Origin of the sequence: Collimonas sp. (assembly GCF_035566375.1) — a bacterium.
Lineage (GTDB): Bacteria > Pseudomonadota > Gammaproteobacteria > Burkholderiales > Burkholderiaceae_D > Collimonas.
Window position 1 is genome coordinate 17756 of the sequence record NZ_DATMRK010000062.1, and the last position, 13671, is coordinate 31426.

The following is a 13671-nucleotide window of genomic DNA, read 5'->3' on the forward strand; positions in this document are numbered from 1 at the left end:
CCGATACGCCCCTATCCAGCGCAGGCGCTCGATCATCAACCGCAGCACACCACAATACCGAGACCATGAATCCTCAAGAACTCAAACAAACGCTTTCCTCCGGCCTGCTGTCCTTCCCGATCACCGATTTTGATGCGCAAGGCAATTTCCGCCCGAGCACTTATGCAGAACGGCTCGAATGGCTGGCTCCCTACGGCGCCAGCGCCTTGTTTGTGGCAGGCGGCACCGGCGAATTCTTTTCGCTCACCAGCTCTGAATATTCCGACGTGGTGCGGCTGGCGGTTGAAACCTGCCGCGGCAAAGTGCCGATCCTGGCCGGCGCCGGCGGCCCCACCCGCAGCGCCATCGCTTTTGCGCAAGAAGCAGAACGCCTGGGCGCACAAGGCATCCTGCTGATGCCGCATTACCTCACCGAAGCTTCGCAAGACGGTTTAGTCGCACATGTCGAAGCCATCTGCAACTCAGTCAAATTCGGCGTAGTGGTATACAACCGCGGCATCTGCCGCCTGAATGCAGACTCGATGGAACTACTGGCAGCACGCTGCCCCAACCTGATCGGCTTCAAGGACGGCATCGGCGATATCGAATTAATGGTATCGATCCGCCGCCGCCTCGGCGACCGCCTGAGCTACCTCGGCGGCTTGCCCACCGCAGAACTGTTCGCCGCACCGTACAAAGCGCTAGGCGTACCGGTTTATTCGTCAGCGGTATTCAACTTCCTGCCGAAGATGGCGATCGATTTCTACAACGCCGTCAAAAACGACGACCACGCCACCAGCGGCCGACTAATCGACAATTTTTTCCTGCCCTACCTCGCAATCCGCAACAAGAAAGCCGGCTATGCAGTCAGCATCGTCAAAGCCGGCGCCACCATCGTCGGCCATGATGGTGGCCCGGTACGGACGCCGTTGATTGATCTCAATCAGGAAGAATGCGAACAGTTGAAAGCACTGATCGTGGCGCAAGGGCCGCAGTGATTATGTAAGTACGCAACGGCAACGCAGGCGCGATCAATATATTTGCTGCGAAAAATGCAGGGCTGTTGCTGTTGAATTTGAAGTTGTTTTTGAAGTTGCCGTTGCTCTTGACGTACCCCGCATTGGGACGTTGCCAAATGTGGCGCGTGTCAGTCGGGAATTGTGGGAAGACATGTCTGAGCGCAGCGAGTTGGTCTTTCCACCCGACTGACACGCGCCTCATTTGGGGACCTGACCGAAGGGAAGGCAACGGCTTTGCGGTCGCCTTTTCTTTGCGTACTTTCTTTTGGCGAAGCAAAAGAAAGTACGTAGCTGCCGGGCTACCCCCGGCGTGTATCCACGGAGTAGCAAACGTTTTAAGTAACGACGACCTCTCATCGCATGCCACGGTACGTACTCCGTGGCCCGTTAAAAGGGGTCAGAGTAATTTTCGCAAAGGGCCGCGAAAAAAAACTCTGACCCCATTTAACTCTTCCCAGAAAAACACCAAGGAAATCAAATGAACATCACCGGCGAAATGCTCATAGGCCAATCCACCGCACGCGGCACCGAAGGCACATTCCGCGCAATCAACCCCGCCACCAACGAAAAAATCGCCCCCGATTTCAGCGCCGGCGGCAAACCCGAAGTCGAACGCGCCTGCACCCTGGCGCAACAAGCCTTCGACACCTACCGCGAAACCACAGCCCAACAACGCGCCCAGTTCTTAGAAGAAATCGCCACCGGCATCCTGGCGCTAGGACCGACACTGATCGAACGTGCAACCCAAGAAACCGGCCTGCCGCCAGCCCGCCTGGAAGGCGAACGCGCCCGCACAGTCGGCCAGCTACGCCTGTTCGCCAAAGTAATCCGCGCCGGCCACTACCTCAACACCACCCTCGATTCCGCCACGCCAGAACGCACCCCGCCTCGCCCCGACCTGCGCCTACGCAAGATCGCCATCGGCCCGGTAGCGGTATTCGGCGCCAGCAATTTTCCACTAGCCTTTTCAGTAGCCGGCGGCGACACCGCCGCGGCACTGGCCGCCGGCTGCCCGGTGGTGGTCAAAACCCACAACGCCCATCCCGGCACCTCGGAACTGGTTGGACGCGTGATTCAACAAGCAGTCGCCGCCTGCCAACTGCCTGAAGGCGTGTTTTCCCTGATCATCGGCAATGGCAACGAAGTCGGCCAGGCTTTGGTCAGCCATCCCGCCATCAAGGCAGTCGGCTTCACCGGCTCGCGCCAAGGCGGCCTGGCGCTGATGCGCGCGGCAGCGCAAAGGCGTGAACCGATTCCGGTGTATGCCGAAATGAGCAGCATCAATCCCATGTTCTTGCTGCCGCATGCATTAGCTGCGCGCGCCAGCCAGATCGGCAGCGCTTTCGTCGATTCGCTGACCATGGGTGTCGGCCAGTTCTGTACCAATCCCGGCCTGGTGATCGGTCTCGCAGGCGAGCATCTGGCACAGTTCCAGGAAACCGCATTGCAGGCATTAAAAACCAAGGCCGCCGGTACCATGCTGACACCCGGCATCCACCACGCCTATGTCGCCGGCGTCGAACGCATGAGCGCGATTGCCGGCGTCAGCAGCCTCGGCCAAGGTTTGGCGGCAGGCGCTCCATGCGCCGCCCAGGCCAGATTGTTCAGCACCGACGCCGCGACCTTCCTCGCCACCGAACAACTGGAAGATGAAGTCTTCGGCCCCAGCTCGCTGATTGTCGCCTGCCGGAATGAAGAGGAAATGTCTGCTGTCGCTGAACACCTGGCTGGTCAACTGACTGCCACGCTGCAACTGGATAACGCCGATCACGCACTGGCCAGGAAACTGCTGCCGACGCTCGAACGCAAGGCCGGCCGCATACTGGTGAACGGCTATCCGACTGGCGTTGAAGTGTCTTATGCGATGGTGCATGGCGGCCCGTTCCCCGCAACCTCGGATAGCCGCAGCACCTCGGTCGGCGCCAGCGCCATCGAGCGCTTCCTGCGGCCGGTGTGTTATCAGGATTTGCCTGCAGCTTTATTGCCGGCGGCTCTGCAAGACGGCAATCCCTTGGGACTAACGCGCCTGGTGGACGGGGAATTCATCAGCGCTTAACAAACGCAGCTAACTGAGCTAACTGGGGTCAGAGTGAACTTTCTGCGCGCTTTTTGCAGAAACTTCACTCTGACCCCACTTAGCGGGCCACGGAGTAGCTGCCTCATCGCTGAATTAACACCTAGGAGACCTCATGTTTAAAAAATGGATGTATTTTTGCTGCGCGCTGGTTTGCTCCATGCTCATCGCCCAAGGAGCGGTAGCAGCAACGGCAGCGGCGCCGGCCGGCGACGAGCAAACGGTAGCGGAACAGGTCGAGAAATTGCGCGCGGCGATGGTCCATCCCGGCGATCGCACGGTGCTCGAACAATTGGTGATGGATGAGTTGAGTTACGGCCACTCGAACGGCAAGGTGCAAAACAAGGCCGAATTCATAGGCGCGCTAGTCAGCGGCACATCGGATTTCACCAGCATCGCCCTGTCGGATCAGAGCATCAAAGTCGTTGGGGATGCTGCGACGGTGCGCCATACTTTCGTAGCCGTCACCAACGATTCCAGCAATGCCGGCAACGTCTCTTTGAAAATTCTGATGGTCTGGAAAAAACAAGATGGCCATTGGCGCTTGCTGGCACGGCAGGCGGTGCGCTTCAGCGCTTGAGGCAGGGGTAATTTGGTGCAACGATCAAGGATTTGATTACGATCATTCCGGATCGGCCTTGCAACCAGGCCAATCCGGAATTTGCACAACTCTTTGTGCGATCAGCCCGGCACTTTACCTTCTACGCCCTGTACATAAAACTTGATGCCATGCAGGAAAGCATCATCGGCAACAACATCCTTGGCGACAGCTTCCTTGCCAGTGTTGTCGATGATCGGGCCTTTCCAGATCGGCGCGCTGCCGTCGATGATGGCTTTCTTGCGCTCCGCCACCAGGGCTTTTACGTCAGCCGGCAAGTCCGGATTGAAGGCGCCGAGATCGATGCCGTCTTCTTTCAGGCCGATCCAGCTGCTGCCGGTTTTCCAGCTGCCGTCCAGTACCTCGCCGACGCGTTTGTTGTAGTACACGCCCCAATTGATGATCGACGCCGCCTGATGGGCTTTCGGGCCGAAGCTGGTCATGTCGCTATCCCAGCCGAAGGCGTACACGCCCTTTTCCTGCGCGGTTTGCACCACAGCGGCGGAATCGGTATTTTGCATCAGCACATCGACGCCCTGGCCGATCAGCGTGGTAGCGGCTTCGCGTTCCTTGCCCGGATCGAACCATTTGTTGACCCAGACCACACGCGTGGTGGCCTTCGGATTGACCGAGCGCGCACCCAGAGTGAAGGAATCGATATTGCGGATCACTTCAGGAATCGGCACCGAAGCGACCACGCCAAGCTTGCCCGACTTGCTCATCTTGCCCGCCACCACGCCGGCCAGGTATGCGCCTTCATAAGTGCGGACGTCGTACTGCGCCAGGTTGTCGGCAGTCTTGAAACCGGTCGCGTGTTCGAATTTGACGTCGGGGAATTCCTTGGCTACTTTCAGCATCGCTTCCATATAGCCGAAGGTGGTGCCGAAGATCAGCTTGTTGCCATCGACCGCCAACTGGCGGATCACGCGCTCGGCGTCGGCAGCGGATTCAGGCACGTTTTCGACAAAAGTGGTTTTCACCTTATCGCCGAATTTTTCCTCGACCGCCTTGCGTCCCTTGTCATGAGCGAAGGTCCAGCCGGCGTCACCCACCGGCCCGATATAGACGAAAGCCACTTTCAGCGGCTCGGCCTTGGCCGGCGCTGCTGCCGGCGCCGAAGCGGAAGCTGCCGGCGCCGCCGCCTCCTCCTTCTTGCCGCAACCGATCAGCGTGGCGGCTGCCAGTGCGGTGAGCATTGCGAGTGATGCCCTGCGTGAAATTCTCATGTGGTTCTCCCTTGGTGGTTGGTCAACTTACTATCAACTTGCTATCTCACCGGTTGCTTAGCTTGCACCCGGTTTAAAAGGCTTGCCCAGCGAAGCCGGCATGTTCAGGCGAATCCAGTCGGGATTGCGCGAAATCAGCGCCAGCACTACGATCGTGGCGACATACGGCAGCATCGACAAAATTTGCGACGGCAGCGTCACGCCTATGCCCTGCAGGTAAAACTGGAGGATGGTGACGCCGCCGAACAGCAGTGCGCCCAGCAGCACGCGGGCCGGCCGCCAGGTAGCAAATGCAGTCAATGCCAGCGCGATCCAGCCGCGCCCCGAGACTAGGCCTTCGACCCACATCGGCGTATATACCAAAGACAGATAAGCCCCGGCCAAGCCGCAGCAGGCGCCGCCGAAGAGCAGCGCGGCAAAGCGGATCAAGCGCACCGGATAACCCAGCGCATGCGCCGATTCCGGCGATTCACCGACGGCGCGCAGGATCAGGCCGGCACGGGTGCGATAGATGAACCAGCCGATGGCGGCGCACAACAGCAACGCCAGGTAACTCATCCAATGCTGCTGGAACAGAGCCTGGCCGAGGAACGGGATATCCTTGAGCACGGGAATCGACAGCGTTTGCGAAGGCAAAGCCAGGCCGACAAAGCGCTGGCCGATGAAGGCCGACAGCCCCGCGCCGAAAATCGACAAAGCCAGCCCGGTAGCCACCTGATTGGTCGCCAGCACCAGCGCCAGCCAGGAAAACAGCGCCGCCATCAAGACCCCGCTGAGGGCGCCAGCCAGGAAGCCTAGCATCGGGCTATGGGTGGTGTAGCCAACCGCAAAGCCGGCGATGGCGGCCACCAGCATCATGCCTTCCGCGCCAAGATTGAGGACACCTGCGCGTTCGTTGATCAGCAAGCCGAGCGCGGCCAGCAGCAACGGCGTTCCGGCGTTGATCGAGGCGGCGATGAGAGAAGCGAATTGTTCCATGTGCCCTTCCTTAAACCTTGGCCTTGCGGCGCAGGCGATAGTCGATCAGGGTATCGCTCGCCAGCAGTAAAAACAGCAGCATGCCCTGGAACACGCCGGTAATCGCCGATGGCAAACCGAGCCGCGATTGCGCCAGCTCGCCGCCCAGGTAGAGCAGCGACATCACCAGTCCGCCCAGCACCGCGCCGACCGGATGCAAGCGGCCGATGAAGGCGACGATGATGGCGGCAAAGCCGTAGCCGGGCGAGACCGACGGCAGCAACTGGCCGATCGGACCGGCGATTTCAAAGGCGCCCGCCAGACCGGCGAAGCTGCCGGAAATCAGCAGCGACACCCACAAGGCGCTGCGGCTGGAAAAGCCGGCATAACGCGCCGCGTGCGGTGCGGTGCCGCCGACGAACAAAGAAAAGCCGCGCAAGCTGCGCGTCATGAACACGGTCATCACCGCTGCCAGCACCAAGGTGACGGCAAAGCCGATGTGCAAGCGCGTGCCGCTCATCAGCATCGGCAGCATGAATTCGCTGGAGAACACTTTCGATTGCGGGAAGTTCATGCCGTTCGGATCTTTCAACGGTCCGTTTACTGCATACATCAACAGCAATTGTGCGACATAGGTCAGCATCAGCGACACCAGGATTTCGTTGGCGTTGAAGCGATCGCGCAGCAGCGCCGTGATGCTGGCCCAGAAGGCGCCGCCGAGGATGCCGGCGATGATCATCAGCACTAAGCCGAGGCTGCCGGGGGTCGCATGGCCCGGCACATCGATCAGCACCAGCGTAGCGCCGGCAAACAAGGCGCCGACCGTGAACTGACCTTCAGCGCCGATATTCCAGACATTGGCGCGAAAGCACACCGCCAGGCCCAATGCGCAAAGTATCAAGGGCACCGATTTCAACAGCAGCTCGCTGATGGCGCGCTTGCCGTTGAACGGGTCGATCAAAAATACCTTGAGGCCGGCCAGCGGATCCTTGCCCAGCGCGATGAACAGCAATGCGCCCAGCAACATGGTCATGACGATGGCCAGCACTGGCGACAGATACGTCATTGCTCGCGACGGCGTGCCGCGCAGTTCCAGTTTCCATGGCCAGAGATCACGCATGCGTAGCCTCCTGCCCGTCTTGCTGCCATAAGCCGCTCATCCACAAGCCGACCTGTTCACGTGTGGCTTGTTCAATCGCAATCGAGGGCGACAAGCGGCCCTTGGCAATCACATGCAAGCGATCGCACAAGGCAAACAATTCATCGAGTTCTTCGGAAATAATCAGCACCGCACAACCTTCCTTTTTTAACGCCAGGATTTCAGCATGGATTTGCGCAGCCGCGCCCACGTCCACGCCCCAGGTCGGCTGCGCCACAATGAACACGCTTGGCTTGCGCTCCAGTTCGCGGCCGACGATGAATTTCTGCAGATTGCCGCCGGACAGGCTTTTCGCCAAAGCATCGGGGCCGCTGGCCTTGACCTTGAAGCGCTCGATGATGGCGGCGGCGGCGCTGCGGGCGTAGGCAAAATCGATCATGCCGCGTTTCACAAAAGGAGGTTTCTGATGCGACAGCAGCATGTTGGCCGCCAAGGTCATGGCCGGCACCGCGCCGCGTCCCAGTCTTTCCTCAGGCACCAGCCCGAGGCCGAGTGCGCGGCGCGGATTAGGCGCAAGGTGGCCGGCGGCGCGGCCCGCCAGCATCAGCATATTCGGCGCAGCGCGCTGATCTTCGCCTGACAGCGCCGCCAGCAATTCCTGCTGGCCGTTGCCGGAAACACCAGCGATGCCGACAATCTCTCCGGCTCGCACTTCACATTCGATATTGTGCAATTCGGTGGCGAACAAGTGCGCTTTCAACAAATTCAAGCGGTTGATGTGCAACTTGCGCTCGCTGCGTTGCGAGTCGGGATTGCGTTCGCGCTGCAGGCGCACCAGCTCGTCGCCGATCATCATCCGCGACAGGCCGGCGCTGGTTTCGTTGCGCGGATCGCAATTGCCGGTGACCTTGCCGTTGCGCATGACGGTGGCGCTGTGGCACAAGGCGCGGATTTCATCGAGCTTGTGGCTGATGTACAGAATGCTGCAACCTTCGGCGGCCAGTTTGCGCAGGGTGACGAACAGCTTATCCACCGCCTGCGGTGTCAGCACCGAAGTCGGTTCGTCGAGGATCAGCAATTGCGGGTTGGTCAGCAAGGCGCGCACGATCTCGACGCGCTGCCGTTCACCCACCGACAAAGTATGCACATGGCGATGCGGTTCCAGCTCCAGTCCGTATTTTTCGCCGGTCTGGCGGATTTGCGTCACCAGCTCCGGCATGCTGACATCCGAGGCCAGGCCGAGCGCGATGTTTTCTGCGACGGTGAGCGTATCGAATAAGGAGAAATGCTGGAACACCATGGCAATACCAAGCTTGCGCGCCACATGCGGATTGGCGATGTGGACCTGCTCGCCGTTCCAGAAAATTTCGCCGGCGTCCGGTTTCACGGTGCCGAAAATGATTTTCATCAGGGTCGATTTGCCGGCGCCGTTCTCGCCGAGGACAGCATGGATCTCACCGGGTGCAACCCGCAGATTGATATCGTCGTTGGCCAGCACGCCAGGATAGGCTTTGCGGATATGGGCGATTTCCAGACGCGGTATGGTTGAAGTCACTTTCTTTTGCCTATGCCAATGAAAGACTGTTGCAAAATGATTCCAGCGTTGTTGTCTACCGTGCTGCGTGCGCGTATCACGTATCAGCGCATACCAAAGCAAGCAACATGCTACATCAATTTCTATGTTCGTCGCCGACTTGCAACGTAATGTTTGTCGACATAAAGTCCCAACAAAAGCAAACTGCATGCCAGAGACAAATAGCGCAAACCTGAAGCCATCTGGCGCGGTTTGTGCTGTGCCTTTTGCACCTGACTGCCGGCAGGAATTTGCGGTAGCATGAGCGCAGGCTTGTTATCCAAAATAGAAATGGGATCCATGAAAAAAAAGTCTGGAGACACGGCTGCCGTTACCGCCGCTGTTACGGCCGTGGCCAAGCCAGCAGCCAGGCCGGCGTCCAAACGCGGCAGCGGCATCGTCGATCAAAAGATTTACGATTCGGTGCTGAAGGCGGTGATGAGCCAGCGCCTGCCGCCGGGCACCAAGCTGACCGAGGCCAGCCTGTGCGAGCTGTTTGCTGTCAGCCGCACCATCGTGCGCAAAGCGATCCAGCGCCTGGCGCATGACCATATTCTCGAATTGCGCCCCAACCGCGGCGCCATCATCGCCCAGCCGACGCCGCAAGAAACGCGTGAGATTTTCGCCGCACGACGCGCCATCGAAGCCGCGATCGTGCCGCTGGCGATCGCCAACGCCAGCCGCGCGCAACTGACTCGCTTGCGTCAGATCGTGAAAGAAGAACATGCGTCCTTTCATAGCGGCGATCACGCCAAATGGATACGCCTGGGCGGCGAATTCCATATCCTGTTATCCGACAGCGCCGGCAACCCGGTGCTGACCCGCTTCCTGCGCGAACTGGTGTCGCGTTGCTCATTGATCATCGCGCTGTATCAGGCCCCGGGCCGGACCGCCTGCCAGAGCGACGAACACGAACAACTGATAGACGCGATCGCCGCCGGCAACACTGCACTAGCCGTCAAGCTGATGGATCAGCATCTGCTCGATATCGAGCGCGCCTTGCGCCTGAGCGACGACCTGCACGAAGTGGACCTGGCTGAAATCCTCGATATCGCATAGTAAGATCCGCTTAAAATCCCACCCTGAATCTCGCCTTAAATCCCGCCCTGAATCCTCTCACTGCCAGCACCATCCTGCCATCCTGCGTCACCATGTTTCGCCCCACAACGGACATTGCCCGAGCTGGTTTAAAGTGTATACAAATTCCTGAAAAATGTCGTTATTTTGAGACATGGGCTGCGCACTAATCCGGTTCCTTCCTGAAGCAGACGTCCCTCATTTGGCGCGTGGCTTGCCGAAATTCACCAATAAATGGCGTTATCCCCGCTTCAAATCGACCCCACCGCAACCATTCGGATTTGCAGTCCATGCAGCATGGCTCGTCATCAAAAGCTATTTTTCGTATGTATACAATATATTTTCAATACAAATCGTAATACCGTTTCTCCATTTCTTCCTGCCGGGAAAAATTCTGGCACGGTCTTTGCGTTGCATGAATCCGTTCTGGTCAATCGTCGAGAGTGTTTTTCGATGACCTGATCGTCACTTGCGCAATGCTGCCCCAAAAAAAGCAAGCAAGTCCGCGAGCAAATTCACGAGCAAATGCAGATTATCAATGTCGACAACAGAGGGATGGAAAATGGGAAAAAAAGCGAGGGCGCGCGCCCACATGCGTTGTGCACAAGTGCTGACACTGGGAGCTGCATTGCCGTTCGGAGCTGCCATGGCGCAGAGCGCGCCAGCAGCGGCTGCGGCGGAAACCGCGCAGGGCGGCGGCCTGCAGCTGGAAACCATGACCGTAACAGCGCAACGGCGCGTGGAAAAAATCAAGGACGTGCCGATTTCAGTGACCCTGCTAAAAGGTGAAACGCTGGATGTGCTGAACTCCGGCGGCCAGGATATCCGCGTACTGGCGGCCAAGGTGCCGAGCCTGAATATCGAATCGTCGAACGGCCGCACCTTCCCCCGCTTCTATATCCGCGGCTACGGCAATACGGATTTTTCCGCCTTCGCCTCGCAGCCGGTATCGCTGATATTCGACGATGTAGTGCAGGAAAACGCCGCCCTCAAGGGCTTCCCGATGTTCGACCTGGCCGGCGTCGAGGTGTTGCGCGGCCCGCAAGGCACGCTGTTCGGCCGCAATACGCCGGCCGGCGTGGTGAAATTCGATTCGGCCAAACCCAGCCTGGACAAGGTCGGCGGCTACTACAGCATCTCTGACGGCACCCACAATACCGCCAATGTCGAGGCAGCGGTCAACGTGCCCTTGAGCGATCAATGGGCGATGCGCTTTTCGACGCTGATCGAGCATCGCGACGACTGGGTCAAGAATAACGGTGGCGGCACTGCCAACCTGGAAGGCTACAACGAACGCGCCGGCCGCCTGCAATTCCTGTACAAGCCGGACGGTACTTTCAACGCCTTGTTCAATCTGCACTCGCGCGCCACCGAGGGCAGCGCACGCTTGTTCCGCGCCAATATCCTGGAGAAAGGCAGCGACGGCTTCGTCGCCGGTTTCAGTCCCTCCCAGGTCACCTTCAACGGTTTGAACAACCAGTCCTTGCACACCGCCGGCGGCAGTGCCCGCCTGAGCTGGAACCTGGATCAGGTAAAACTGTATTCGATCACCGGTTATGAAACCATCTCCAGTTATTTCAGCCGCGGCGATATCGACGGCGGCACGCCGACCGGCCCCGGCTTCATTCCATTCCAGGTGCAGACCGGCGGCGGCGTCGCCGATCACAAGCAGTTCTCGCAGGAGTTCCGGGTCGAGTCGAAGAATGAAGGGCCGCTCAACTGGCAGACCGGCTTGTATTATTTCTACGAAGACGTCGCCGGCAACAGTTCCAACTTCGACAGCACCACGCAACTGCAAACCAGCTATCTGCAAAATCGTCAGAAGAACACGGCTTACGCTGCATTCGGCTCGCTGACCTATGACGTCAACGACCGCTTCAAATTGCGCGGCGGCTTGCGGTATACGCAAGACAAGAAAGATTTCGCCAACGAGATCGCTAACAATGTGTCATTTACCGGGCCAAGCTCGATCAGCGAAAGCAAATCGAACGTCAGCTGGGACGCCAGCGCCAACTATGCCTTGACCAATGACATCAATACCTATGCGCGAGTCGCAACCGGCTTCCGTGCGCCGAGTATTGCGGCGCCGTCGTCCTCGGTGCCGATCACTGTCGCCAACGCGGAAACCATTACGTCCTATGAAGCCGGGATCAAGGCAGATCTGTTCAACCGCCGGGCGCGCGCCAACTTCAGCGTCTACAGTTTCGACGTCAAGAATCAGCAGTTGACAGCGGTTGGCGGCAACTCCAACTCGATCATGCTGGTGAATGCGGCGAAAACAGTCGGCCGTGGCGCCGAGCTGGATCTGGAAGCCAACCTGACCGAGCGTCTGCGCGTTACATTAGGCGGCAGCTACAACTACACGCAGATTCGCGATCCGAACCTGCTGGTGGCCGGTTGCGCCACTTGCACCGTGCTCAACACGCAAGTACGGCCAGGCTTGTATTCGATCGATGGCAACTCGCTGCCGCAAGCACCGAAGTGGATCGCCAACGTCACTGCGCGCTACGGCATCCCGATGGGCAACAACGACGAACTCTACTTCTATACCGACTGGGCCTATCGCAGCAAGATCAACTTCTTCCTGTACAACTCGACCGAGTTCACCGGCAAACCTTTGCTGGAAGGCGGCTTGCGCGCCGGCTACAAGTGGGACGGCGACAAATATGAAATCGCAGCGTTCGCCCGCAATATCACCAACAAGATCGTTGCGGTGGGCGGCATCGATTTCAATAACCGGACGGCGTTCATCAACGAACCGCGCATGTTCGGAGTGCAGTTCCGCTCGAACTTCTAAATCCGCAATCAGGCAGCGCAAGCTGCCTGGGTTTTCCATCTGAAAGTGTCAAATGAAATCGAATTCAATCCGGCGCCGCTTGTTATCGACGGTATTCATGCTGGGAGTTGCAGTCTCTGCGACATTGCCGTCGCAGGCGCAGGCTGAAGGCAAACGCAAAGTGATTATCGACGACGACATCTGCGGCCCGCGCGCGGCGCAGCTGATGGCGATCCAGTCGCCGGATGTGGAAGTGCTGGGGATCACGATCGTCAGCGGCTCGACCTGGCGCGACGAAAATATCGCGCACGCCCTGCGCACACTGGAAGTGATCGGACGCAGCGATATTCCGGTGGTGCCCGGCTCCACCTTTCCCTTGCTGAATACGCAGGAAGCGACACGGCGCTGGGAGGCCTTGTACGGCAAGCTGGTCTACAAGGGCGCCTGGATGGATGAGAAATGGCCGGACGGCACCATCCAAAGCCAGCCGAATTACCACGCCTACAATGTGGTGCCGCAACTGCCGGAAGGCATGCCGCATACCAAGCCATCGACTGAAATCGCCGCCAATTTCATGATCAGGAAAGTACACGAGTTCCCGGGCCAGGTGACCATCCTGGCTACCGGGCCGATGACGAATGTGGCGCTGGCGATCAGCCTCGACCCGAGTTTTGCCGAGACCGCCAAGGAAATCGTCTACATGGGCGGCAGCCTGAATCCGCATCAAGTGTTGCCGTCCAAATCGGCGCAACAGTTTGCGCGCGAATATATCAACACGCCGCGCCTGGAATTCAACTTCCGCTGGGATCCGGAAGCCGCGAAGATCGCCTTGCGCGCACCGTGGAAACGGATCGTCATGGTGCCGGCCGATCCGTCGACTGCGACCGAACTCAGCGCCCGGCTATTGAACGACATGACCAAGGCCGGCACGCCTTTGACGCAAATGGTGAAGAAGGTTACCGAAACCGGATTCCCGCTGTGGGATGAGCTGGCTACGGCGGTCTGGCTGGACCCGACGCTGATCAGCAAAGCCGATCAGCTGTATGTCAGCATCGATACCGACTTCGGCGCCGGCTACGGCAATACCTTGTCCTGGCCGGCCGCGTACGCACCGCCAGGCCTGATCGGCAGCGTGACGACGGTGGTGCGCGAAGTGAACGTGCCGGCTTTCGAAAAGCTGATGATCAAACTGATGAACCAGCCGACGCCGCCGGCGCCGGTGTCAAAGTAATAGAACTCATTTCATCAATATCCGTGAGATGCGTTCTAGTTGCGGGCCAGGCTCTGATGCTG

The 13671-nt window shown here is 59.0% G+C and carries 10 protein-coding genes; 6 read left to right on the forward strand and 4 right to left on the reverse strand.

The window, feature by feature from the left end:
* Window positions 1-65: 65 nt before the first annotated feature.
* From kdgD to VNZ60_RS19635, 3 genes are all read left to right on the forward strand, one after another.
* Window positions 66-977 carry a 5-dehydro-4-deoxyglucarate dehydratase gene (gene kdgD / locus VNZ60_RS19625; RefSeq protein WP_325662130.1) on the forward strand — a complete coding sequence of 304 codons (912 nt, stop codon included), beginning with the start codon at window positions 66-68 and terminating at the stop codon, window positions 975-977.
* A gap of 499 nt (window positions 978-1476) precedes the next feature.
* Window positions 1477-3054, forward strand: a complete 1578-nt coding sequence (locus VNZ60_RS19630) for an aldehyde dehydrogenase (NADP(+)) (RefSeq protein ID WP_325662132.1) — start codon at window positions 1477-1479, stop codon at window positions 3052-3054.
* A 133-nt stretch (window positions 3055-3187) separates the two neighbouring features.
* On the forward strand, window positions 3188-3652 hold the full coding sequence (locus tag VNZ60_RS19635) for a nuclear transport factor 2 family protein (protein WP_325662134.1): 465 nt from the start codon (window positions 3188-3190) through the stop codon (window positions 3650-3652).
* A 101-nt stretch (window positions 3653-3753) separates the two neighbouring features.
* On the opposite strand, the gene VNZ60_RS19640 is transcribed toward VNZ60_RS19635, so the two are convergent.
* From VNZ60_RS19640 to VNZ60_RS19655, 4 genes are read right to left on the reverse strand one after another with little or no spacing between them, the layout of a single operon-like run.
* Entirely contained in the window at window positions 3754-4896 is a 1143-nt protein-coding gene (locus VNZ60_RS19640) for a BMP family ABC transporter substrate-binding protein (protein WP_325662136.1), read from the reverse strand.
* Window positions 4897-4953: 57 nt separating this feature from the next.
* A complete protein-coding gene (locus tag VNZ60_RS19645) occupies window positions 4954-5874 on the reverse strand; it encodes an ABC transporter permease (RefSeq protein ID WP_325662138.1) in 921 nt (306 codons plus the stop codon).
* A 10-nt stretch (window positions 5875-5884) separates the two neighbouring features.
* Window positions 5885-6973, reverse strand: coding sequence for an ABC transporter permease (locus VNZ60_RS19650; protein ID WP_325662140.1), 1089 nt, complete (start codon window positions 6971-6973; stop codon window positions 5885-5887).
* Window positions 6966-8507 carry an ABC transporter ATP-binding protein gene (locus tag VNZ60_RS19655; protein ID WP_325662142.1) on the reverse strand — a complete coding sequence of 514 codons (1542 nt, stop codon included), beginning with the start codon at window positions 8505-8507 and terminating at the stop codon, window positions 6966-6968. The genes VNZ60_RS19650 and VNZ60_RS19655 overlap by 8 nt, the downstream gene beginning before the upstream one ends.
* Before the next feature lie 318 nt (window positions 8508-8825).
* Between VNZ60_RS19655 and VNZ60_RS19660 the strand changes: the two genes are divergently transcribed.
* From VNZ60_RS19660 to VNZ60_RS19670, 3 genes are all read left to right on the forward strand, one after another.
* Window positions 8826-9584 (forward strand): GntR family transcriptional regulator, encoded by a 759-nt coding sequence (locus VNZ60_RS19660; RefSeq protein ID WP_325662143.1) that lies wholly within the window; start codon window positions 8826-8828, stop codon window positions 9582-9584.
* Between the two features lie 580 nt (window positions 9585-10164).
* Window positions 10165-12399: a TonB-dependent receptor gene (locus tag VNZ60_RS19665; protein ID WP_325662283.1), complete on the forward strand. Its 2235-nt coding sequence runs from the start codon at window positions 10165-10167 to the stop codon at window positions 12397-12399.
* 52 nt (window positions 12400-12451) lie between these two features.
* Window positions 12452-13609: a nucleoside hydrolase gene (locus tag VNZ60_RS19670; RefSeq protein WP_325662145.1), complete on the forward strand. Its 1158-nt coding sequence runs from the start codon at window positions 12452-12454 to the stop codon at window positions 13607-13609.
* Window positions 13610-13671: the final 62 nt, after the last annotated feature.

Excerpts from the sequence above, each read along its gene's own strand:
- kdgD (WP_325662130.1), top strand. The coding sequence starts at position 66 with ATGAATCCTCAAGAACTCAAACAAACGCTTTCCTCCGGCCTGCTGTCC.
- VNZ60_RS19630 (WP_325662132.1), top strand. The coding sequence starts at position 1,477 with ATGAACATCACCGGCGAAATGCTCATAGGCCAATCCACCGCACGCGGC.
- VNZ60_RS19635 (WP_325662134.1), top strand. The coding sequence starts at position 3,188 with ATGTTTAAAAAATGGATGTATTTTTGCTGCGCGCTGGTTTGCTCCATG.
- VNZ60_RS19640 (WP_325662136.1), bottom strand. The coding sequence starts at position 4,896 with ATGAGAATTTCACGCAGGGCATCACTCGCAATGCTCACCGCACTGGCA.
- VNZ60_RS19645 (WP_325662138.1), bottom strand. The coding sequence starts at position 5,874 with ATGGAACAATTCGCTTCTCTCATCGCCGCCTCGATCAACGCCGGAACG.
- VNZ60_RS19650 (WP_325662140.1), bottom strand. The coding sequence starts at position 6,973 with ATGCGTGATCTCTGGCCATGGAAACTGGAACTGCGCGGCACGCCGTCG.
- VNZ60_RS19660 (WP_325662143.1), top strand. The coding sequence starts at position 8,826 with ATGAAAAAAAAGTCTGGAGACACGGCTGCCGTTACCGCCGCTGTTACG.
- VNZ60_RS19665 (WP_325662283.1), top strand. The coding sequence starts at position 10,165 with ATGGGAAAAAAAGCGAGGGCGCGCGCCCACATGCGTTGTGCACAAGTG.
- VNZ60_RS19670 (WP_325662145.1), top strand. The coding sequence starts at position 12,452 with ATGAAATCGAATTCAATCCGGCGCCGCTTGTTATCGACGGTATTCATG.